19 protein-coding genes and 1 tRNA gene are annotated in these 19775 nt (G+C 53.4%); 10 read left to right on the forward strand and 10 right to left on the reverse strand.

Annotated features, from left to right (window positions below; translation table 11 throughout):
* A partial coding sequence (locus INT22_RS16520; protein ID WP_193068601.1) for a cyclase family protein occupies nt 1-984 on the reverse strand: 984 nt, incomplete at its 3' end.
* On the reverse strand, nt 981-1886 hold the full coding sequence (locus INT22_RS16525; RefSeq protein ID WP_193061095.1) for a 3-hydroxyacyl-CoA dehydrogenase NAD-binding domain-containing protein: 906 nt from the start codon (nt 1884-1886) through the stop codon (nt 981-983). The genes INT22_RS16525 and INT22_RS16520, both read right to left, overlap by 4 nt.
* A 165-nt stretch (nt 1887-2051) precedes the next feature.
* On the opposite strand from INT22_RS16525, the gene INT22_RS16530 reads away from it, so the two are divergent.
* The 3 genes from INT22_RS16530 to catC are packed head-to-tail and all read left to right on the forward strand — an operon-like array spanning nt 2052 to nt 4059.
* Complete coding sequence (locus INT22_RS16530; RefSeq protein ID WP_193061096.1) at nt 2052-3386, forward strand: short-chain fatty acid transporter; 1335 nt, start codon at nt 2052-2054, stop codon at nt 3384-3386.
* A 46-nt stretch (nt 3387-3432) separates the two neighbouring features.
* Nucleotides 3433-3729 carry a YciI family protein gene (locus INT22_RS16535; protein ID WP_193068602.1) on the forward strand — a complete coding sequence of 99 codons (297 nt, stop codon included), beginning with the start codon at nt 3433-3435 and terminating at the stop codon, nt 3727-3729.
* A gap of 39 nt (nt 3730-3768) precedes the next feature.
* A complete protein-coding gene (gene catC, locus INT22_RS16540; RefSeq protein WP_125752521.1) occupies nt 3769-4059 on the forward strand; it encodes a muconolactone Delta-isomerase in 291 nt (96 codons plus the stop codon).
* A 169-nt stretch (nt 4060-4228) separates the two neighbouring features.
* Here the strand turns inward: catC and INT22_RS16545 are convergent, their stop codons facing one another.
* From INT22_RS16545 to INT22_RS16570, 6 genes are all read right to left on the reverse strand, one after another.
* On the reverse strand, nt 4229-5047 hold the full coding sequence (locus tag INT22_RS16545; RefSeq protein ID WP_193068603.1) for an alpha/beta fold hydrolase: 819 nt from the start codon (nt 5045-5047) through the stop codon (nt 4229-4231).
* A gap of 10 nt (nt 5048-5057) precedes the next feature.
* Entirely contained in the window at nt 5058-6260 is a 1203-nt protein-coding gene (gene pcaF / locus INT22_RS16550) for a 3-oxoadipyl-CoA thiolase (RefSeq protein WP_193061099.1), read from the reverse strand.
* Between the two features lie 10 nt (nt 6261-6270).
* Nucleotides 6271-7044: a CoA-transferase subunit beta gene (locus tag INT22_RS16555; protein WP_193061100.1), complete on the reverse strand. Its 774-nt coding sequence runs from the start codon at nt 7042-7044 to the stop codon at nt 6271-6273.
* Nucleotides 7041-7862 (reverse strand): CoA transferase subunit A, encoded by an 822-nt coding sequence (locus INT22_RS16560; protein ID WP_193061101.1) that lies wholly within the window; start codon nt 7860-7862, stop codon nt 7041-7043. The genes INT22_RS16555 and INT22_RS16560 overlap by 4 nt, the downstream gene beginning before the upstream one ends.
* A 331-nt stretch (nt 7863-8193) precedes the next feature.
* Nucleotides 8194-8637 (reverse strand): type II 3-dehydroquinate dehydratase, encoded by a 444-nt coding sequence (gene aroQ, locus INT22_RS16565; protein WP_089040415.1) that lies wholly within the window; start codon nt 8635-8637, stop codon nt 8194-8196.
* Between the two features lie 967 nt (nt 8638-9604).
* Nucleotides 9605-10513 (reverse strand): LysR substrate-binding domain-containing protein, encoded by a 909-nt coding sequence (locus INT22_RS16570; RefSeq protein ID WP_319022098.1) that lies wholly within the window; start codon nt 10511-10513, stop codon nt 9605-9607.
* A gap of 111 nt (nt 10514-10624) precedes the next feature.
* On the opposite strand from INT22_RS16570, the gene INT22_RS16575 reads away from it, so the two are divergent.
* Nucleotides 10625-11617, forward strand: a complete 993-nt coding sequence (locus tag INT22_RS16575; protein WP_193061103.1) for a YeiH family protein — start codon at nt 10625-10627, stop codon at nt 11615-11617.
* 195 nt (nt 11618-11812) lie between these two features.
* A complete protein-coding gene (locus tag INT22_RS16580; protein WP_193061104.1) occupies nt 11813-12661 on the forward strand; it encodes a sulfurtransferase in 849 nt (282 codons plus the stop codon).
* Nucleotides 12662-12878: 217 nt separating this feature from the next.
* On the opposite strand, the gene INT22_RS16585 is transcribed toward INT22_RS16580, so the two are convergent.
* Nucleotides 12879-12955, reverse strand: a tRNA-Arg gene (locus INT22_RS16585).
* A gap of 143 nt (nt 12956-13098) precedes the next feature.
* Here INT22_RS16585 and INT22_RS16590 point away from each other — a divergent pair.
* Both INT22_RS16590 and INT22_RS16595 read left to right on the forward strand, forming a co-directional pair.
* Nucleotides 13099-14094 (forward strand): TRAP transporter substrate-binding protein, encoded by a 996-nt coding sequence (locus INT22_RS16590; protein WP_193068604.1) that lies wholly within the window; start codon nt 13099-13101, stop codon nt 14092-14094.
* 121 nt (nt 14095-14215) lie between these two features.
* Entirely contained in the window at nt 14216-15163 is a 948-nt protein-coding gene (locus INT22_RS16595; protein ID WP_193061106.1) for a LysR family transcriptional regulator, read from the forward strand.
* 34 nt (nt 15164-15197) lie between these two features.
* On the opposite strand, the gene INT22_RS16600 is transcribed toward INT22_RS16595, so the two are convergent.
* Nucleotides 15198-16589: an FAD-binding oxidoreductase gene (locus tag INT22_RS16600; protein ID WP_193061107.1), complete on the reverse strand. Its 1392-nt coding sequence runs from the start codon at nt 16587-16589 to the stop codon at nt 15198-15200.
* 290 nt (nt 16590-16879) lie between these two features.
* Here INT22_RS16600 and INT22_RS16605 point away from each other — a divergent pair, with 290 nt between their 5' ends.
* Genes INT22_RS16605 through INT22_RS16615 form a run of 3 tightly spaced genes read left to right on the forward strand, consistent with a single transcriptional unit; the run spans nt 16880 to nt 19703 of the window.
* On the forward strand, nt 16880-17920 hold the full coding sequence (locus INT22_RS16605) for a TRAP transporter substrate-binding protein (RefSeq protein ID WP_193061108.1): 1041 nt from the start codon (nt 16880-16882) through the stop codon (nt 17918-17920).
* Nucleotides 17920-18444 (forward strand): TRAP transporter small permease, encoded by a 525-nt coding sequence (locus INT22_RS16610; protein ID WP_038479280.1) that lies wholly within the window; start codon nt 17920-17922, stop codon nt 18442-18444. Before INT22_RS16605 ends, INT22_RS16610 begins: the two co-directional genes overlap by 1 nt.
* Complete coding sequence (locus INT22_RS16615) at nt 18441-19703, forward strand: TRAP transporter large permease (RefSeq protein WP_193068605.1); 1263 nt, start codon at nt 18441-18443, stop codon at nt 19701-19703. Before INT22_RS16610 ends, INT22_RS16615 begins: the two co-directional genes overlap by 4 nt.
* The last annotated feature ends 72 nt before the right edge of the window (nt 19704-19775 follow it).

The following is a 19775-nucleotide window of genomic DNA, read 5'->3' on the forward strand; positions in this document are numbered from 1 at the left end:
CAGCCGAAGTGGTGGCGCCGTTAGCAAGAACCGGTTGCGCTGACGGCTATGCAACCATTCTGCTAAATCTTTCAGATACCATAACTCCGCCAGCGGCAATCCGAGTTTGAACAGGCAATGATGGTGCAATGGAAGTTTAGAGCAACAGCTCGGCGCCAACTCACGATCCAAGTTTTCTACCGCATAATTATCCGCACAGATCGCCGCAATGCCGCTGTCAGTGATCCACTCCAGCAAGGCCGAATCACTGCCATCAAGCACTGCCCCGGTATTTTTCAATACCTCGGGCTGCGGCGTCCCTTGCATATCCAACAACGCCTCGGCGAACCCTGTGCGCAATACCAGCATATCGCCGCGCTCCACCACCACGTTTAGCTGTTTTAGCGCATCCATCAACTCCAGGTGCCCTACTAACGTTCTTCCTGCACCGAAAACTCTCACCAGATCGACTAATACGGCTCGGCCCTGCATGCCATGTGCCGCCAGTGTCTCGATTCCCAGTCGTCTAGCATAGGAGTCGTGCCATTGGGCCGACTCTCCGCTCAGATCGAGCACATCCTGCTCGGCCAGGTAGCCGTTGTAGTAGCGGCGTTCCGGCGTGCCATCACCATCGCCATCGAACAAAGCGCCCACATGAGCCAGGGAGTCCCACTGCGTAGAGTACTGCAACGATAGCTGAACTTGATCATCACTGATAACGTCATGCAGCGCGGGGCTATGAGTCGCCAGAGGGAAGTTGATGTACTGGTCATCACCCAAGGCTGTCGGAGTTAGCTTCGGAGGCGAGCGACGGGGGTTCAATACCTTTCCACCGGGGATATCCAGAGGTAACGACAAGCAGAATGTCACCCCTTCGTGAACTTCCTTAACACCTTTGAGCACCTGCTCGGTATCGATCAGATTGACTCGCCCCAGTTGATCGTCAGGGCCAAACTCGCCCCAATTGCTACCTTCAGGACGTTTCTTCCAGCGAGGCTGATTCATAACTTGTCTCCACCGGCATGTTGGGTAGCGATTTCAATGATACGTTGCAGGTTTTCCCGCTCCCGGGCCTGGTGCTGGGTCCGCGTCTCATCACTCCACTGGTAGAAACCTTGCCCAGCCTTGGCACCTAGACGACCTTGGGCAACGTACTCTTCAAGCAGAGCGGCAGGTTGCTGACGTGCTTCGAGATCCGCATAGAGGTAATGGGCGATATTCAGATGGGTGTCCAACCCGTTAAGGTCGCGCTGACATAATGGGCCGTTCAACGCCATACGCACACCGATAGAGTACTGCACGATATCATCCAGCGCTTCGGCCTCCACTACCCCTTTTTCCAACAGGGAGAGGCATTCACGCATCACCGCATGCTGGATCCGGTTAGCGACGAAGCCAGGTACACAGGTATTCAGTACCGCGGGGCGTTTCCCCCAACGCTTTAGCCAACCGCATACCTTTTTCACTACTGCCGCCTCGGTATGGCTGCCTGGCACCACTTCCACGGCAGGTATGATATCCGCCGGATTAAAGAAGTGCGTCCCCAGGAACCGTTGCGGCACCCGCATGGCACTTCCGATGTCATCAATCGGAATACCCGATGTATTGGTCACGATGATACAAGTATCGGCTACTTCAGACTCGATTTGCGCCACGACCTTTCGCTTAATCGCGACGTCTTCTGTCACGCTCTCGATGACAAAATCGGCACTCTTCGCCACCTCCAAATTCGTGGTAAAGCAAATAACTGCAGCACTCTCCCCCACACTCAAGCGACTGGCTTCCAATACTTGCGGGTTGGTATCAACCACAGTGACCTTGACACCATGCGTCGCCATTAACTTGGCCAGCGTAGTGCCCATGGTTCCCGCACCTACCACAGCAGCTTGCAATGAACCGTCCTGCATCAGTATTTCCTCCTTCGCCTAGCTTGAGACCATACAAGTGCTAGACAAATGTCGCATTGAATAAAGTTGGTCTTAGGTCAAAGATCACTCACGAAAAACGAACTTATGTACGCTATGCGTACACAATAGCCAATGACAGACACGCCGACAATAAGAGGGCTTCCTATGAATGCGCTGGCAAATTTCTTCACCCGGCTCGTTAACCGCTATATGCCCGATCCTCTCGTCATCGCTATCCTTCTAACCATGCTCACAATGCTCCTGGCAGTGCTAATGCAGGGCACCAGTCCCTTGAATGCAGTGCGATATTGGGGCGATGGTTTCTGGGACTTGCTGGCCTTCAGCATGCAAATGACGGTCATCCTCCTAGCGGGCTACATCCTGGCCAAAACGCCCTTAGTTGACGGCGCACTCAACCGCGTCGCAGCACGCGTTACAACGCCCTTCGTCGCGATTGTTGTTGCCACTCTGGTGGGAGGTATCGGTAGCTGGCTCAACTGGGGCTTCGGCTTGGTCATCGGCGGTATAGTCGCCCAGAAATTGGCGCTTAACGTAAAGGGCTTACATTACCCATTAGTGATCGCTGCGGCGTATTCTGGCTTTGCTCTTTATGGTATCGGCCTGTCTGGCAGCGTGCCGCTACTGATCGCCACCGAAGGACACTTTCTTCAGGATACGATTGGATTAATCCCACTGAGCGAAACAATTTTCTCGCCCATTCTTTTGATCACCAGCGCCCTTATTCTTCTCACTCTTCCGTTCTTCAATGCCTGGCTGCATCCCAAGCAAGCCAAAGATATCGTCGAAATCGACCCAACCACGGTAGCCAAGCCCTCCGTCGCTCCGCTTCCCAACGACACAAAAACCACCATCGCCGAACGCTTGAATCGCAGCAAATTAGTGGGCATTGGCATTGGCGCGCTAGGCATGCTGTATATTGCACTGTATGCATTAGATGGCGGTTCGCTGAACCTCAATACCGTCAATTTCGCCTTCTTGTTTTTGGGGATATTGCTATTTGCCTCGCCTGCCAACTACCTAGCCGCTTTGACGGATGGGATTCGTATCGTCTCTGGCATCATCGTGCAATACCCTTTCTACGCGGGGATCATGGGAATTCTCGTGGGGTCGGGGCTGGTGGTTTCGTTCGCCAATACCTTTGTTGATATCTCCAGTGCGCAAACCTTGCCTATCTGGTCATTCATCAGCGGCGCCATCATCAACCTGCTGGCACCATCCGGTGGCGGCCAATGGGCTGTCCAAGGTCCTGTTATGGTTCAAGCCGCCACAGAACTTGGTGCTTCCCAGGCAGCCACGGCGCTGGCCGTCCAAATTGGTGACCAATGGAGCAACATGGTTCAGCCGTTCTGGATCCTGCCGGTGTTAGCCATCTCCGGCTTGAAGTTACGTGATGTGATGGGCTACATGGTGCTGATCCTAATCTACCTCGGGGTCATCTACGCCAGCGCGATGCTGATTTGGGGCTACCTCGGCGCCTAACGGCTCTTATCTACGCTTAACGACTCTTGACTTACGGGACTGCCCCATGCCTTTTTTGATCGAAACCTTCGACAAGCCCAGCCGTCAGGCCCTACGCCTGGAGGTACGCCAAGCCCACCTGGAGTATCTGGATGCCAACGTAGTGACCTTATTGGCCTGTGGCGCCAAGCTTTCCGATGATGGCGAAACGGCGTCTGGCGGTATCTACCTAGTCGACTTGGATAGCCGCGAGGAGGCCGAGCACTTCATCGAGTCCGACCCATTCCACCAGACGGGGCTATTTGCCGAGGTTAAAATCGTGCGCTGGCGACAAGCCTATTTAAATCGAAAAAACACTCTGTAGCGCGAATACCTGTAGCACAACTACCCATGGAGAAGTGCAATGCTGTTTCATGTAGAAATGGTCGTAAAACTGCCGTCGGATATGCCCGCCGAGCAAGTGGCTGACATCAAAGCAAAGGAGAAAGCCTACTCTCAGGAGCTACAACGGCAAGGCAAATGGCGCCACCTATGGCGGATCGCTGGCAGTTACGCCAACGTCAGCATCTTCGACGTCAGTGACAATGCTGAACTCCACGATCTGATTAGCGGTTTGCCGCTGTTTCCTTATATGGATATCCATGTAAAGCCATTATGCCGTCATCCCTCTTCTGTACACCAAGGTGACGCGTAATAGCTAACGAGCGCGGCAGATCGTCGAATCTACAGAAGCGCTAACGCCATGCCCACCAACCGCTAGAGCATCGTAGTGTGTCTCTAGCGGTTGGTGGGCATGAGGGGTATGTGGTTATAGGAGTGCTTCTCTCTGCCTATACCTACTTGCGAGCCTCCAGTCCGAAGGCTTACGCCACACTGTGGTTCGAGGCGGTTAAAAGCACAGCCATAAGTTTTTGCGCAAACAGCACCGGAGCCTCTACCGACGGCACATGACCCACACCGTCAAATATCTCCAACGGTGTGCCGTCGAGTTCCGCAGCCAGAGCTTCCAGCGTCGCGGGCGGCGTGGCCATATCTTCGCTGCCGCCAAACAGCTGTATCCTGACCTTATGAGAGGCGCTCTTACCAGAAAGCTTTCCAGAAAACGTATCACGACCAAGCATTTCGCACAGTTGGGCGTAAGATTCATCGTCGCCACGGCCCATCTGTGTGCACCAGCCCGCTTTCAACGCAGGGCTTGCTTCAAACGCCTGAGGTGCAAACCAGCGCGGCACGATCTCTTCAGACATCGCTGCCAAGCCTTCTTGGCGCACCCGCCCTGCGCGGGTGTTCCAGAGATTAGGATTACCGATCACTGCGCCGGTATTGGTCAACGTGGCAGAGAGCAGCCGATCGCTATGCTCAGCAATCAACTGCTGGCCAACCACACCCCCAATGGACGTACCGGCAAAGTGAAAGCGCTGCGCGCCCGCAAGCTCTACCAGCGCCAATGCCTCCGCCGCTAGGTCAGCAGGGGTGATTTGTGCACCGCTGACCGCTTGGCTGGCACCGTGGCCGGGGAGATCCCAGGTCAGCACCCGATAGCGAGCCAGCAGTGCGGGAATCACGTCATCCCATACTGCCTGGCTCATGCCCAAAGGATGCGCCAGTACGACCAGCGGGTTCACTTCTGCGCCAAGCAGGCGATAAGCCACACTGCGGCCATTGATAGTATGAAAGGCCATGCTACCTCCGTTAAACGCGTTCAATCAGCGTGGCGATACCCTGGCCCACGCCTACACACATGGTGCACAATGCATAGCGCTTGCCGCTGTTTTGCAGCTCGTGAGCAGCGGTCATTAACAAGCGCGCACCGGACATACCCAGCGGGTGACCCAGGGCAATCGCGCCGCCGTTGGGGTTGACGCGAGGGTCGTCGTCTTTAAGGCCCAAGTCGCGCATACAGGCCAGCGCCTGGGCGGCAAACGCTTCGTTGAACTCAAACACATCAATATCGTTCATGGTGATACCGGTACGTTTGAGCAGTTTTTGCACAGCGGGTACCGGGCCATAGCCCATGATGCGCGGCTCAACGCCAGCGGTGGCCATGCCGATGATTTTCGCCATCGGCTTAAGACCGTGTTGCTTAACCGCGGCCTCGCTGGCTACCAGCATGGCGGCAGCGCCATCGTTAACTCCCGAGGCGTTGCCAGCGGTGACGCTACCACCTTCACGGAACGGCGTAGGCAACCCTGCCAGTTTTTCCAGGGAGGTTTCCCGCAGGTGCTCATCCTGATCAAAGATTAGCGGCGCCTGCTTGCGGCGGGGAATCTCGATGGCGGTGATCTCTTGGGCAAAGCGCCCCGCTTTTTGGGCGGCAGCGGCTTTCTGCTGAGAGCGTAGGGCAAAGGCATCCTGATCTTCCCGAGAGATAGTGAACTGCTCGGCGACGTTTTCCGCCGTTTCTGGCATCGAATCAACACCGTAGGCTTTCTTCATCAGCGGGTTGATAAAGCGCCAGCCGATGGTGGTATCTTCGATCTTTTGCCCGCGCGCAAAAGCGCCTTCAGCCTTTCCCATCACGTAGGGCGCTCGCGACATGGACTCCACGCCGCCTGCCAGTGCCAGCTCCATTTCGCCCGCTTTAATCGCGCGAAACGCGGTACCGACCGCGTCCATGCCCGAGCCGCACAGGCGGTTCATGGTCGTGCCGGGCACCGAAGTCGGGATGCCCGCCAGCAGCGACGACATACGCGCCACATTGCGGTTATCTTCACCGGCCTGGTTGGCGCAGCCCATAAACACTTCGTCAATGGCAGCAGGGTCGAGATCCGGCGCTTCCGCCAGTACGGCTTTAAAGATCGTCGCGGCGAAATCATCGGGGCGCACGCTGGCCAAGGTACCAGCGAAGCGGCCAATGGCAGTGCGGCGCGGGTGGCATAAATAGACATCACTCATACAAAGCTCCTTATTCGCCCGCGTGGGCCCGCTCGGTGCGTGCTTTCAGTTCGCGCAATATTTTAAGCTCGTTGGAATTCGGTTCCGGCGTGCTCTCTAACTGTTCGGCAAAGCGTATATCCCAGCCGGTCGCATCAGTCACTTGTTCACGGGTGACGCCAGGATGCAGCGATACCACTACCAGCTCTTTGGTATCCGGATCGGGCTTCATCACGCACAGGTCAGTAATGACACGGGTAGGGCCTTTGCCAATATTAGGCACGTTATCGCGCCCCTTGCCGTCACGTCCAAAGCCTAGCGTGGTGACGAAATCGACATCTTTCACAAACGCGCGCTTTGAGTGCTTCAAGGTAATAAACACTTCACCTGCATTGGTGGCGATTTCCGGTGCACCGCCGCCGCCTGGCAAACGAACCTTGGGCGCTTTGTAATCACCGATCAGCGTGGTGTTAAGGTTGGCAAAGCGGTCGATTTGCGCAGTGCCTAAAAAGCCCACATTGACTTTGCCACCCTGTAACCAGTAACGGAACATTTCTGGCACGGCCACCGTGGTCAACGCTGATTCGCACAGCTCACCGTCACCAATAGAGAGCGGCAGAATCTCAGGCTTGGTTTGCAGGGTGCCGGACTCATAAATCAGCACTACCTCAGGCGCATGGGTTAGGCGTGCCAGGTTGGCGGCTTCAGAAGGTAGACCAATACCCACAAAGCAGGTCATGCCATTTTCTAACGCACGGGCAGCGGTCACAGTCATCATTTCAGAAGAGGTGTATTCCTGACTCATTTGGCTTGCTCCTCTGCACCGTAGATATTCTTGTCGATCCATTGCGTAAAGGTATCGCGGTCACGAGCAATGGCATCCCACTCTTTATAGAAGCGGTTGCTGCGACCGTAGTAGCCATGGGTATACGAAGGCAGTGCGCCCTTTTCTGCCACGGCAACAGCACTAATCGCCCAGCCAGGAATCACGCAAGCATTGGGATGAGCGTTCAGGTCATCGACAATCTCTTCCACGGTGACAATGCTGTGCTTAGCAGCCAACACCGCCTCTTTCTGTACGCCAACAATACCTTCCACCAGCACATTACCTTGTCGATCTGCCCGTTGAGCGTGAATGATCGACACATCCGGCCGCACAGCAGGAACCGCTGCTAGGCGTTCACCGGTAAATGGGCACTCAATAAATTTGATTTGGTCATTCACGCTCGGCAGCTCGCTACCGACATAGCCACGCAGCACAGCCATCGGCAGGCCAGCAGCCCCGGCCTCAAAGGCGCAGGCCATCGCGGCATGACTGTGCTCAAGAATCTCAATTTTGCGCGGCCAGCCTTTCTCAACCGCATCGCGCAGTCGATGCAGCGAGCCCACGCCGGGGTTACCGCCCCAGGAGAAGATCACCTTTTTAGCACAGCCCGCGCCAATCAACTGGTCGTAGATGATATCGGGGGTCATGCGGATCAGCGTCAGGTCGCGCTTTTTCTGACGGATCACTTCGTGGCCCGCGGCAAACGGAATCAGGTGGGTAAAGCCCTCCATAGCAACGGTGGCGCCATCTTCGACGTAGCGCGCTACCGCGTCATGCAAGCTCAAGAACTCAGCCATAGGTCTCCTCCTGGCAGTGACTCTCGACAAGTTCGAATAACGAACTTTGATTTGTAGTGCGAGCAATTTACTCCCGTCATATTCACTCGTCAAACCCCACCAAGCACGCATACAAAAGGGGAGGCTAAGCCTCCCCTTTCGTCAACATAGGTAAAAACCCTGTCATTTCAGATAATTATTCATTCTTCAGACAAGCAGCCGCACGCGCTACTTGGCGTAAGCTACTACCAAGGTATAGCGTCGGGTCACAGGCGTTACGCAGCTCTTCATGAAGGAGGTATCTTTATGGTCTTTCTACTGCTTTTTGCCCTCGTACTGCTTCGCGTACCGTTTAAACGCAGGATTTTATGATGGCGTTTAAAGCGGCCTGGTAACCCTCCGTCCCAAGCCCCGCAATGACCCCATCTGCCCGCTGCGAGACATAGGAGTGATGACGAAAGCTTTCGCGTTTATGAACATTTGAGATATGCACCTCAATGACCCTACCTTCAAAGGCATTGAGCGCATCCAGGATAGCGACAGACGTATGGGTATAGGCGGCTGGGTTTATGATGATAGCTAGCGTGCCATCGAGACGCGCCGCATGGATGGCGTCAATTAATTCGCCCTCGTGATTGCTTTGAAAACAGCTGATATCCCAGCCCTGTCTCTCAGCTGTTTCAGCCAAAGCATTATTAACATCGTCCAGCGTCTCATAACCGTAAACGTCTGGTTGGCGAACACCTAAAAGATTTAAGTTAGGTCCGTGAAGAACCGTTACTTTTGGTTGTCCCACTGCTCATCTCCTTTCGTCGCATTACGTCACCCCACCTATTGCTGCCCGGTGGTGGAGCAAAGGATACTCCGCAGCATATCAAGGAAAGGGAATTGTTTGGACAATGCCGCTATGTAGAGTTTTTTTCGGCACCCTGAAGACCGAATACTTCGAACTGAACCGATTCTTCACCATTGAGCAGTTGAAACGAGGCATTGCCGAAACCATCCATCAAACCTAAAAGGTCAGTGTGCAGTAACTTTTCCCACACCTTCTAGTTAACGTTCCAGTGCTAAGCGGGCACAGGGAACGTCGACTGTAATAGCTCGATTGAAGGCGGGGAGATTTACTGTAGTATCGTCGAACGCAGCGGACCTACGGCGTCTCAGTCAGTGCGGGTCTGGGGCAACAAGTTCGCAATGCATTAACCCCGAAGGACACGGCTTTCCTTTCAAGAAGGGAAAAGCATGTTTGATAAGCCTAAAAGCTCAGGAAAGCGTCTCAAGCCTTTAGGCTACTTGAGTTACTTCAGCTCAACTTCAACAAAAGAAAAAGCGTTCTCGCCAATATTGATGACATTATGTTCGGTGCCTTCTAATTTAAAGAGAAATTTTATTGAGTAGTGAACCGCTATTATGGGGTTAGTTTTTATTGTCCCGTGAGAAAGCGCTGATGCACCTAAACAATAGCTTCTACAACCGATAAGTGTTTGGCCTGCGGTGTACTGTCAATTAACCTGACGTGCACCACAGGCTTCTCTGGGAACAAATCGCCGTCGTTAAGGCATCTGCCTCAATTGATCCAAAGCTTTTTTATAGTGGGCTCGCGCTGCTAACGCCTCTTCAAGCGTGACTTTTAAGAAGCGTACTTTCTGATGAGCTTCTGATGTGACCGAATTGATGCCATTTACTGGCAGCCTGAGCGTGAAAAGCAGTGTCACCGATAGGCTCTGTGCACAACACATATTAGCTGTACATTTCGAACCCAGTTATTGTGGCCTGCCTGGCTTCGGAGGATTGCCATGATTATCGATCAAAAAAACCTTAAACGCTTGCCACAACGGGCTCCGATAACGCTCTGGATGCCACACCAATGAAAAAATCCTGGTTAGCTTTAACCCACTGTTCAGCGAAACCAATTCTCCTCTTTCAAGCTCCCCTTCCACACTGCGATGAGAGAGGCAGCCCAAACCGAGGCCAGCTTTCACTGCTTGCTTGATGGCTTCATGCTGGCTGAGCTCCATACGCACCTGCAATCGTTCGACATGATGTAACACAGCGGCTTCAAATACTTCGCGCGTGCCTGATCCAGGTTCGCGCAGTATCCAGGCGGCAGCTCTGATATCAGCGTCATCAAGCCACTCCTTCCTGGCAAGGGGATGCTGTGGGAAACAGACAATCACAAGCTGGTCTTCGCACCATGTTTCACTCTTCAGGCGCGATTCGTGGCACTGCCCTTCGATCAGCCCCAAATCAGCATCAAAACGCAGCAGATCTGTAATCACCTCTCCCGTGTTACGCAATCGTAGCCGAAGATCCACCCTCGGGTTCTGATTGCTGAAGTATCCAGCCAGAGGGGGGAGCAGATAGGTACCTGTGGTAGCGCTGGCCGATATATTAAGCGTGCCCTGCAATTGGCTTTCAGGATCCTCAGCGACAGCAACAAAATCGGCCATACCTTCCAGAAGGCGCTCAGCACGGGGTAACAGGTAGCTTCCCATACTATTGAGCTGTAAGCGTCGGCCAAGCCGCTCGAAGAGCTCGACACCCAGATGACGCTCAAGATCTGAGAGCGATTGGCTAATAGTCGATTGAGACAGCTTCAAGTGATCAGCAGCAGCAATAACAGTGCCGTCACGAGCAACAGCGACAAAAACCTGTAACTGGCGAAAAGTCACATGAGGGGTCATATATCGTTTTTACCGAACAGCCATATGGTTATATGCTGATAACCATAAAGTATTTTTGTCCCTATGCTAGCCACGTATGCACCAACAAGAGAAAGCATCATGTGGCAAGGTCTGATTCTGTGTAGCACATTAACATTGGCAGGTTTTGGCTTGGCTAACCTCCCCGGACTCGCTTCCAAAGGTATTAGTCCATTGGTATTCGCCTTACTGTTAGGCTTGGTTGTGGGTAACCTACCTCTTGCACACCGCCTTCCAAGTACTCAACCTGGGCTAACATTCGCCACTCGCTGGCTGCTGCGGGGTGGCATTGTACTGTTTGGCCTGTCATTAACCCTGCAACAAGTCTTCGCCCTTGGCTTTAAGGTGTTGCTGTTGGATCTGGTGGTGATCTGCAGTGTTCTCATCATCGGCTATCAAATCGGCACCCGCATACTGGGTATGGATCGTGAAACAACACTATTAACAAGTGCAGGCAGTGCCATCTGCGGTGCCGCGGCGGTGCTCGCCACCGAAACGGTCATTCGTTCACGGCCCGCGGCCTCCTCCATAGCAGTCGCCACTGTCGTGCTGTTCGGCACAATGGGAATGCTTGTCTACCCTCTTTTATACCCGCTTGCAGGAATGAACGAAGGTCTCTTTGGTGTCTATATCGGTGCGACTGTCCACGAAGTCGCCCAGGTCGTGGCCGCTGCTGATGCGGTGGGCCCCGAGGCATTGGCCAGTGCGGTCATTGTCAAAATGGTTCGCGTGATACTGCTGCTGCCCTTCCTATTGATCGTCGGGCAATGGTGGCTTCGTCAGCAGGCCAGTGAATCAGGGTCAGCAGCGGGCAAGCCGGTGATCCCCTGGTTTGCCTTCGGCTTCATCGCCATGATTGTGTTCAACAGTATTATCCACTTGCCTAGCGGCCTCCATCAGATACTCGTTCTGGCGGGTCAGATTGCGTTGACCATGGCCATGGCCGCACTGGGGTTTGAAACCCGAATCGAAAAGCTCAAGGAGTTGGGTATCCGCCCTTTTATACTGGGGTTCATCCTGTTTGGCTTACTTCTGGTAGGGGGTGGCCTAGCCAGTCAGCTTCTGATGGGCTGAACAACCTGCGCGATATCACGCTCTTATCCGACTATGCCGATAAACACCGCGCGACCGGCAAGCCAATTCACTTAGTAGGCGTGGAGTTTTCAAGCGCTCGACGGCAGATAGCAGCGTTTGCGGTAGAGATGCTATAACACATTTCTGCTTAGCGCCCGAATAACACAAACTGCCAGCACCTGATCGGAGAACATCATGTCATCCCCCCTCGTGACGACCCAATGGCTGCAAGACAACCTAGATAATGAACGGTTAGTGCTGATCGATGCGAGCATGGCGACGGTGATTGGTAAAGAGCCTATCGTCTATGATCGCCCGGTGTGGATACCGGGTAGCCGCCAGATCGATCTTGAAGGCGTGCTTTGTGACACCGGCTCTTCTATGACCCACGCCTTTCCAACAGAGGAACAAGTCACTAGGGAAGCTCAACGGCTAGGCATTACGACCGAAAGCCTAGTCGTATTATACGATAATCAAGGCATCTATTCGGCGCCTCGGGCCTGGTGGATTTTCCGGTCAATGGGCGTTAAACACGTTTTTGTTCTGGATGGAGGATTGCCACAGTGGCTAGCCGAACAGCGGGACGTTGTTTCTACCATCACGGAAACGACAACCAAGCCAGGCAACTTCGTCGCCAACCTTGATCACAGTCGAGTGCGAAACTCAGCGTACGTTTTGCACCATCTGGACGATAGCCGAGTAACCGTTGTTGATGCCCGATCACGTTCACGTTTCCTGGCACAGGTGCCTGAACCCCGCCCTGGGGTGCGCAGTGGCCATATCCCCAATTCTCATAATCTGCCGTTTACAGAGGTGCTAGAGGGAAATTGTTTTAAACCTGTTAGCGAGCTGAAGGCAATCTTCATAACGCTTGCTCCGTCTCTCCAATCTAACAATGAACCCCAACTGGTGTTTTCCTGTGGCTCGGGCATCACCGCCTGTATCCTTCTGCTGGCTGCCGAACTAGCGGGATACCATCAGCTATCGTTGTACGACGGTTCTTGGGCAGACTGGGGGAGCGATGAATCACTCCCAGTGGCTTAGGCTTTGTATGAATGGCTCTGACCAATAGCAATGGACGCTTCACAAACCTCTACGCAAGCAGCAAGCGTCGGGCTTGAATTCGCTACACTCCAAGCACACAGAGGCTATGGGTCTCAACACGATGGCGAACGCTACGAAGTGCATAAAGGAACCAAAGGTGGGAAAACAGGGTGCCAACAAAAAAGCCCACGATTTCTCGTGGGCTTTTTCATTAATTTGGCGCGCCCGGTAGGAATTGAACCTACGACCTTCGGCTTCGGAGGCCGACACTCTATCCAACTGAGCTACGGGCGCTTTGGGTGCGTATCGTACCCGTGTGGGCGCGCTGTGTCCAGCTAGTCAGCGGTTTTACAGGCGCTTTGATTGACCGTTTTCCGCAGTGTGGTGCATGCTTTGGGAGCACTTCCTATCTTTAGTGAAACTGGGAACACACTATAATGAAAACTTTTGCACGTAACACGCTGGCACTGGGCATTTCACTGACGCTAGTAAGCGCCGCGAATGCCGCTGATTTTGCTGATATGGACCCCGTTACCCTGCGTTTGGCCCACGTGGTCAACGAGCAAGATGGTTTCCATATCGCCGCGACCAAGTTTGAAGAACTGGTGGAAGAACGCACCGATGGCAAGGTCAACATCGAGATCTACCCTAATGCTTCCCTAGGCGACGAGCGCACGCTACTGGAAGGCATGCAGATCGGCACCGTGGATATGGGGCTGATTACCAACGGTCCGGTGGCCAACTTTGTGGAAGAGATGGCGGTGTTTGAACTGCCGTTCCTATTTCCTTCACCAGAAGCCGCTTATGGCGTGCTAGATGGCCCGATCGGCCAGGAGCTGCTAGATAAGCTGTCTGATGTAAACCTGAAAGGCTTGGCCTACGCAGAGCGCGGCTTCCGCAACCTGACCAACAGCGAACGCGCGGTGAATTCACCGGAAGATTTGGATGGGCTACGCATTCGTGTGATGGAAAACCCGGTGTACACCGACACCTTCCGCGAGCTGGGTGCCAACGCTATTCCCATGGCATGGACAGAAGCGCTGACCGCCATGCAGCAGGGCACTATCGACGGCCAGGAAAACCCGGTGAACGTTATCCATTCGTTCAAGCTGGATGAAACCCAGAACTACATGACCCTTTCCCGCCATACGTATGCCCCGGCCATTTTTGTAATGGGCATGCCCGTTTGGAACCAACTGCCTGAACAGGCACAAGCCGTACTGAAAGAAACCGCCCAAGAAGCCGCCGAACACGAGCGCCAAGTGAATGCAGATATGGAAGCCGAGCAACTGGCGGCGCTGCGCGAAGCCGGTATGGAAATCAACGAAACGCCGGATATGGAAGCCTTCCAAGCTGCCGTGGCGCCTGTATATGAGAAGTACGGCGAGCAGTTTGGTGACTACCTGCCGCGCATTCAGGAGGCACTTAAGTAAACGGTCTTTGCTACCTGCCCGACTTCCCGTAGCGTGAGGTTGGTTTTATTGAAGTGACCGATAGCTGTTTGCGCAGTGTCAACGTACTGCGTGAACAGCCTTTGCCAATTAGAGACGCCTGATGACTGAACTAACCAATATAAAGTTGGCAACGAGACTACATAAGATAAATCTCAATTTATTATTGGTTTTTCATACGCTTTATTGGAAAAGGAGCTTAACCCTTACCGCAGAAGCGCTCTGCCTAAGCCAGCCAGCCGTCAGCCATTCGCTAAAGAAGTTACGCCTGCTGATGGATGACCCGCTATTTATTAAAACGCTGGATGGCATGCAGCCAACTCCGCTTGCCCGGCAGATGGATGCCGCTGTGGCCAAAGGGGTGTTTTACTTCGATCAGGCGGTGTATAGCAACAGCGAGTTCTCACCGGCCACATCGAAACGCGAGTTTCGTGTCAGCCTGGTGGACTATGTAAGCCAGCAGTTACAACCTAAGCTTATTCAGCACTGTTTAACCCATGCGCCCGACTTATGCTTCAATATGTTGTCTACCCGCATAGCCAGTGCCGAAGATGCTCAGCACGCCATACAAGCCCACGATATCGACCTCGCCATGGTGCAGTTGGAAAGCTTGCCACTCACCTCTTATCACGAATACCTGTTTGATGATGTGATTGGCTGTGTTGGTGATGCTTCCCTATACGGAGACAACAACACGATCACGCTTGACGCTTTTTTAAACGCCCCACAAATCGCATTATCTCACCGCGAAGACAGCCCATTGTTAATCAATGAGAAGCTGAGAATACTGGGGTTAGAACGCAAAATCGTCGCCAAAACACCCTATATCACTCCTCTCCAAGAGATACTGGTCTCGACGAATTTACTCTGTGTGGTGACTGAGAGTGCCGCCAAGGTGATTTGTCGCAACAATAGCCTGAAGTTCTACGCCCTGCCCCTAGATGTAGCGCCCTTTAAAGTATGCCTATGCTGGGATGAAAGGAAGGATCACGACTCAGGCATACACTGGTTAAGATCGCTAATTAGGGAGCTGATAACACCCGCTCCCTAAGGCTGGCGATACTTACTGACCATTCAGGCAAACGCTAGTCCAGCGCTATCACTTTGCCGGGGTTCAATAGACCTTTGGGATCCAGCGCGGTTTTCAGGCGTTTCATTAAGGCAATCTCCTCACTGGTACGAGAAACTGACAGATAGTCCTTTTTCTCAAGACCAATGCCGTGTTCTGCAGAAATGGAACCGCCAAACGCTTTCAGAGACGAATAGACAAGCTGTTCAACCTGGCGTCGGCTGTCCGGGCTATCGTCACGTACCGTGATCATAATGTGTAAGTTGCCATCACCAAGGTGACCAAATACCACCATTTTGCCTGATTGAGGCCACTGGGCTTCAAGGTTCTCTTCTAAAATATCGACATACGCTTGCATACTGGGAATCGGCAGGCTGACATCGTAGGAGAACATCGGTTTCAGCTCGTTCACCAGCACTTCGATATCTTCTCTTATGGCCCAGATCGCCTGACGCTGGGCTTGGGAGCTCGCCAAGGCCGCATCGGTGATCAAATCGACCTCTAGTGCCTTTTGCAGCACTTGGGAAAAACGCTCGGCGTCCTCGGCCTCATCCAGCCCCAACGTTTCAATAATGGCGTAGAAAGGTGAGTTATCCGCTAGTACAGGCGCATTCTTACCGCTTTCGGTGGTCATCAGTTTATAGTGATTATTCCACAGCGCTTCAAAGGCACTGAGGCTATTGGCTAGCTCACGAGAGACAAGATTCAGCAGTTGAGTCAACGCATCGAAAGAGGGCACCGCCACTAATGCCGTTTGCTCGCTGGGCATGTCGGGTTGTAACCGTAGTACTGCACGGGTCACGATTCCCAACGTACCTTCACTGCCAATAAACAGCTGCTTCAGATCGTATCCTGCATTGTTTTTCAGCATTTTATTCAATGAGCTCACTACGGTGCCGTCGCTAAGTACAGCCTCTAGTCCCAGTACCTGCTGGCGCATCATGCCGTAGCGTATTACCCGTATACCACCCGCATTGGTGGCGATGTTGCCACCAATGGTGCAAGAGCCTCTTGCCCCCAAGTCAAGTGGGAACTGCATATCGATCTCTTGCGCTGCTTCCTGTACGCGCTGCAGGGTCACCCCAGCCTGAGCTAGAACTGTGGAACCAACCGGGTCGATCTCCTCTATTTGATTCATCAACTCCAGTGACACGACGATTTCGCCCGGGCTTGCCACCCCGCCATGCACAATGCCGGTCATGCCCCCGTGTGTCACCACAGGCTGGTCAGCCTGATAACACAAAGCCATAACACGGCTCAGCTGTTCTGTGCTGCGCGGCCTAACAATCGCCTTAGCGCGACAAGGCGCCCCTGTAAACCAATCTACGCTGCGCTGCGAGACATCATCACCAAGCAGTACCCCCGAAGGACCGACGATTGCAACAAGGTCGTTCAGCAACTTATCCATTTCTTATTCCTGATTTAGCTGACCACACCATTGGTTTAAGCACTTGGCGTTTAAAACCCTGTAGTGCTTCATTCAAAAGTGCGCAATTAAAAGTAACCTCTTGCAGGTTATCGCCAACCTAAAAATCACTCAAGTACAAGTTATATAAAGTTTTTTCGGATTAGCAGAACGAATAGTGGAATAAAAATAAGTAATTTGCCCCCTATAATCAATGTGATATAGATGAGCATTAAGAAGATAATAAAACCACGCCTCAATATAATTAAAACCACTAATTCTTAGGAGATAATGTGAGTAACCTTGCCTGCTTTACGCTGAACGCTGTGACTAAATCGGCACGCCAACTTAAACAGCTAACTCTTCCCCTTATTGGTGTAGGTCTACTCAGCTTGCCCCTCGCTGGACAAGCGGAAGAGATAGCCCCTACTACGCTGCGCCTAGCCCATGTAGTGAATACGGAAGATACTTACCATATTGCTGCTGAGCGCTTCCAACAGCTGATTAGCGAACGTACCGATGGCGCGGTTAGCGTGGATATTTATCCGAATGCCTCGCTGGGCGATGAGCGCACTTTATTAGAAGGTATGCAAATCGGCACTGTGGATATGGGCATTATCACCAACGGGCCGGTGGCTAACTTCGTTGATGAGTTCTCCGTTTTCGAGCTCCCGTTTCTCTTTCCTAGCTCCGAAGCGGCCTATACTGTGCTGGATGGTGAAATCGGCCAGGAAATCCTAGGCAAATTACAGGATGTGAACCTGAAAGGATTGGCATACGCTGAACGTGGCTTTCGGAATATCACTAATAGCCAGCATGCAATCAATGCCCCTGAAGACCTTCAAGGCCTAAGGCTGCGGGTCATCGAAAATGAGGTTTATGTTGATACATTCCGCGGGCTCGGTGCCAACGCTGTACCCATGGCCTGGACAGAGGCATTAACCGCCTTGCAGCAAGGCACTATTGATGGCCAAGAGAACCCCGTTAACGCTATTCATGCCTTCAACCTTGCGGAAACCCAGGACTACCTAACGATGACTCGGCATATTTATGCGCCAGCAACGTTTATTATGAGCCTTCCCGCCTGGAACGGCCTCCAGGTAGAGCTTCAGCCCATTGTTCTGGATGTCGCCAAGCAAGCATCTGCATACGCAAGAGAGCAGAATGCTATCATGGAAGCTGAACAACTGGCTGAGCTTCGCGAGGCGGGCATGGAGATCAACGAAACTCCAGATATTGAAGCCTTCCAGACCGCCGTGGCGCCAGTGTATGAGAAGTATGGCGAGCAGTTTGGTGATTACCTACCGCGCATTCAGGAGGCGCTAAATCAGTGATGGCGTTTGCACAGCCACTTTTAACACTATTGAAACGTAGCGAACGCGGGCTGGATGCCATCATCCAGCCCGTGGTCTTTGCAGGCATGGCAGCATTAATTGGTGTGATCACTCTGCAGATTGTGTCGCGGGTGCTGTTCAGCGCCGTTGGCTGGACGGAAGAAGTCGCGCGCTTTCTACTGGTGTGGATTACGTTTTTAGCCAGCAGCTTAGCCTTCCAGCGCGGGCGGCATATCGCCGTGACCTTTGCCGTGGATGCGCTTCCCCTGCCCTTGCGCAAGCTGGCGCGCTTGGCTGCACTGGCGGTGGTGCTGGCGTTTATGATCGCGCTAATCGTGATTGGCTACCGCTATATGCAGGTGCAAAGCTTTCAGAAATCCGCCTCACTGCGGCTTTCGATGACCTACATCTATGCAGTCATTCCACTTTCTGCCGCCATCATGGCGTGGTACGCCCTGGTGGATATGATCGACGTACTGGTGAACGGTGAGCCGACGGTCGCCGCGCCGGAGGAGCCACTATGACTCTGGTGCTGTTCGGGCTGTTCTTCCTGTTTATGCTACTGGGAGTGCCGATTGCCTTTGCGATTGGCGCAAGCACGCTTTATGCGCTGTACCAGTCGGGCGTGCCACTCATGGTGGTCACCCAGCAGATGTTCCAGGGCATTAACTCGTTTGCTCTGGTCGCTATCCCGATGTTTATTCTGGCCGGTGACTTAATGGCCCAGGGTAAGGTTAGCGAGCGGCTGGTGAGCTTTGCCGATTCGTTAGTCGGCTTTATGCGCGGCGGGCTTTCGGTGGTATCGGTAATGGCAGGCATGTTCTTCGCAGCTATCTCCGGCTCTGGTGCGGCCACCACCGCCGCAGTGGGTTCAAGCCTAGTGCCAGAGCTTAAGCGTAAAGGCTACGATCCTGCCTCAGCGGCGAGCTTAATTGCTGCCAGCGGTACGATTGGCGTTGTGATTCCCCCTTCGGTGCCGATGATTATCTACGCGGTGATTGCTCAGCAGTCGGTATCAAAGCTGTTTTTGAACGGCTTTTTGCCGGGGCTGGCAATGGGGCTGGGGCTGATGGCCATTGCGATCACTCAGGCCTATAAGCGCCAGTACCCCAAAGGCACACCGCTGTCGCTGCCGACCATTTGGCGCACGCTGAAAGCGGCTAGCTGGGGGCTGATGACGCCGGTGATTATTCTGGGCGGTATCTTCTCGGGCATTTTCACGCCTTCAGAAGCGGCCGTGGTCGCAGTCAACTATGCGCTGCTGGTGTCGCTGTTTGTGTATCGGGATTTAACCCTGCCCCAGGTGTATAAGCTGCTGATTCGCTCGGCGATGACCACCGCGGTGATTATGCTGGTGATTGCCATGTCGGCAGTACTCAGCTGGACACTTTCAAGCTGGCAGGTACCCGGCGCCATCGCCCAGGCAGTGCTGTCGCTTTCCACCAACCCCTACGTGATTATGCTGCTGGTCGTGGCCGTGATTCTGCTCACGGGGGTGTTTATCGAGACCGCTAGCGCTTTGATTATTCTTACCCCGGTGTTGCTGCCGCTGGTACTGCAATTGGGCATCGACCCGATCCACTTTGGTTTGATTATTGTGGTGGGGCTATCGATTGGCATGATTCCCCCGCCGGTTGCGATCAACCTCTATGTGGCTTCGTCAGTCACTCAGCTACCGCTGGAGCGCATCACTCGGGCAATTATCCCGTATCTTTTAGGCTTGATTGGGGTGCTGCTATTGGTGGTTTATGTACCGATCCTGCTGGGCTGGTCGGGAAGTTAACGCTGGGCTGAAATGAAAAAGGGGCTTGCCATGTGGCAGCCCCTTTTTTTTCTACTACGTTCTTTCTACTAC

The organism is Halomonas sp. 3D7M, assembly GCF_014897885.1.
Lineage (GTDB): Bacteria > Pseudomonadota > Gammaproteobacteria > Pseudomonadales > Halomonadaceae > Vreelandella.

Coding starts and splice junctions, on each gene's coding strand:
- INT22_RS16525 (WP_193061095.1), bottom strand. CDS start 1,886: ATGCAGGACGGTTCATTGCAAGCTGCTGTGGTAGGTGCGGGAACCATG.
- INT22_RS16530 (WP_193061096.1), top strand. CDS start 2,052: ATGAATGCGCTGGCAAATTTCTTCACCCGGCTCGTTAACCGCTATATG.
- INT22_RS16535 (WP_193068602.1), top strand. CDS start 3,433: ATGCCTTTTTTGATCGAAACCTTCGACAAGCCCAGCCGTCAGGCCCTA.
- catC (WP_125752521.1), top strand. CDS start 3,769: ATGCTGTTTCATGTAGAAATGGTCGTAAAACTGCCGTCGGATATGCCC.
- INT22_RS16545 (WP_193068603.1), bottom strand. CDS start 5,047: ATGGCCTTTCATACTATCAATGGCCGCAGTGTGGCTTATCGCCTGCTT.
- pcaF (WP_193061099.1), bottom strand. CDS start 6,260: ATGAGTGATGTCTATTTATGCCACCCGCGCCGCACTGCCATTGGCCGC.
- INT22_RS16555 (WP_193061100.1), bottom strand. CDS start 7,044: ATGAGTCAGGAATACACCTCTTCTGAAATGATGACTGTGACCGCTGCC.
- INT22_RS16560 (WP_193061101.1), bottom strand. CDS start 7,862: ATGGCTGAGTTCTTGAGCTTGCATGACGCGGTAGCGCGCTACGTCGAA.
- INT22_RS16575 (WP_193061103.1), top strand. CDS start 10,625: ATGTGGCAAGGTCTGATTCTGTGTAGCACATTAACATTGGCAGGTTTT.
- INT22_RS16580 (WP_193061104.1), top strand. CDS start 11,813: ATGTCATCCCCCCTCGTGACGACCCAATGGCTGCAAGACAACCTAGAT.
- INT22_RS16590 (WP_193068604.1), top strand. CDS start 13,099: ATGAAAACTTTTGCACGTAACACGCTGGCACTGGGCATTTCACTGACG.
- INT22_RS16595 (WP_193061106.1), top strand. CDS start 14,216: ATGACTGAACTAACCAATATAAAGTTGGCAACGAGACTACATAAGATA.
- INT22_RS16600 (WP_193061107.1), bottom strand. CDS start 16,589: ATGGATAAGTTGCTGAACGACCTTGTTGCAATCGTCGGTCCTTCGGGG.
- INT22_RS16610 (WP_038479280.1), top strand. CDS start 17,920: ATGGCGTTTGCACAGCCACTTTTAACACTATTGAAACGTAGCGAACGC.
- INT22_RS16615 (WP_193068605.1), top strand. CDS start 18,441: ATGACTCTGGTGCTGTTCGGGCTGTTCTTCCTGTTTATGCTACTGGGA.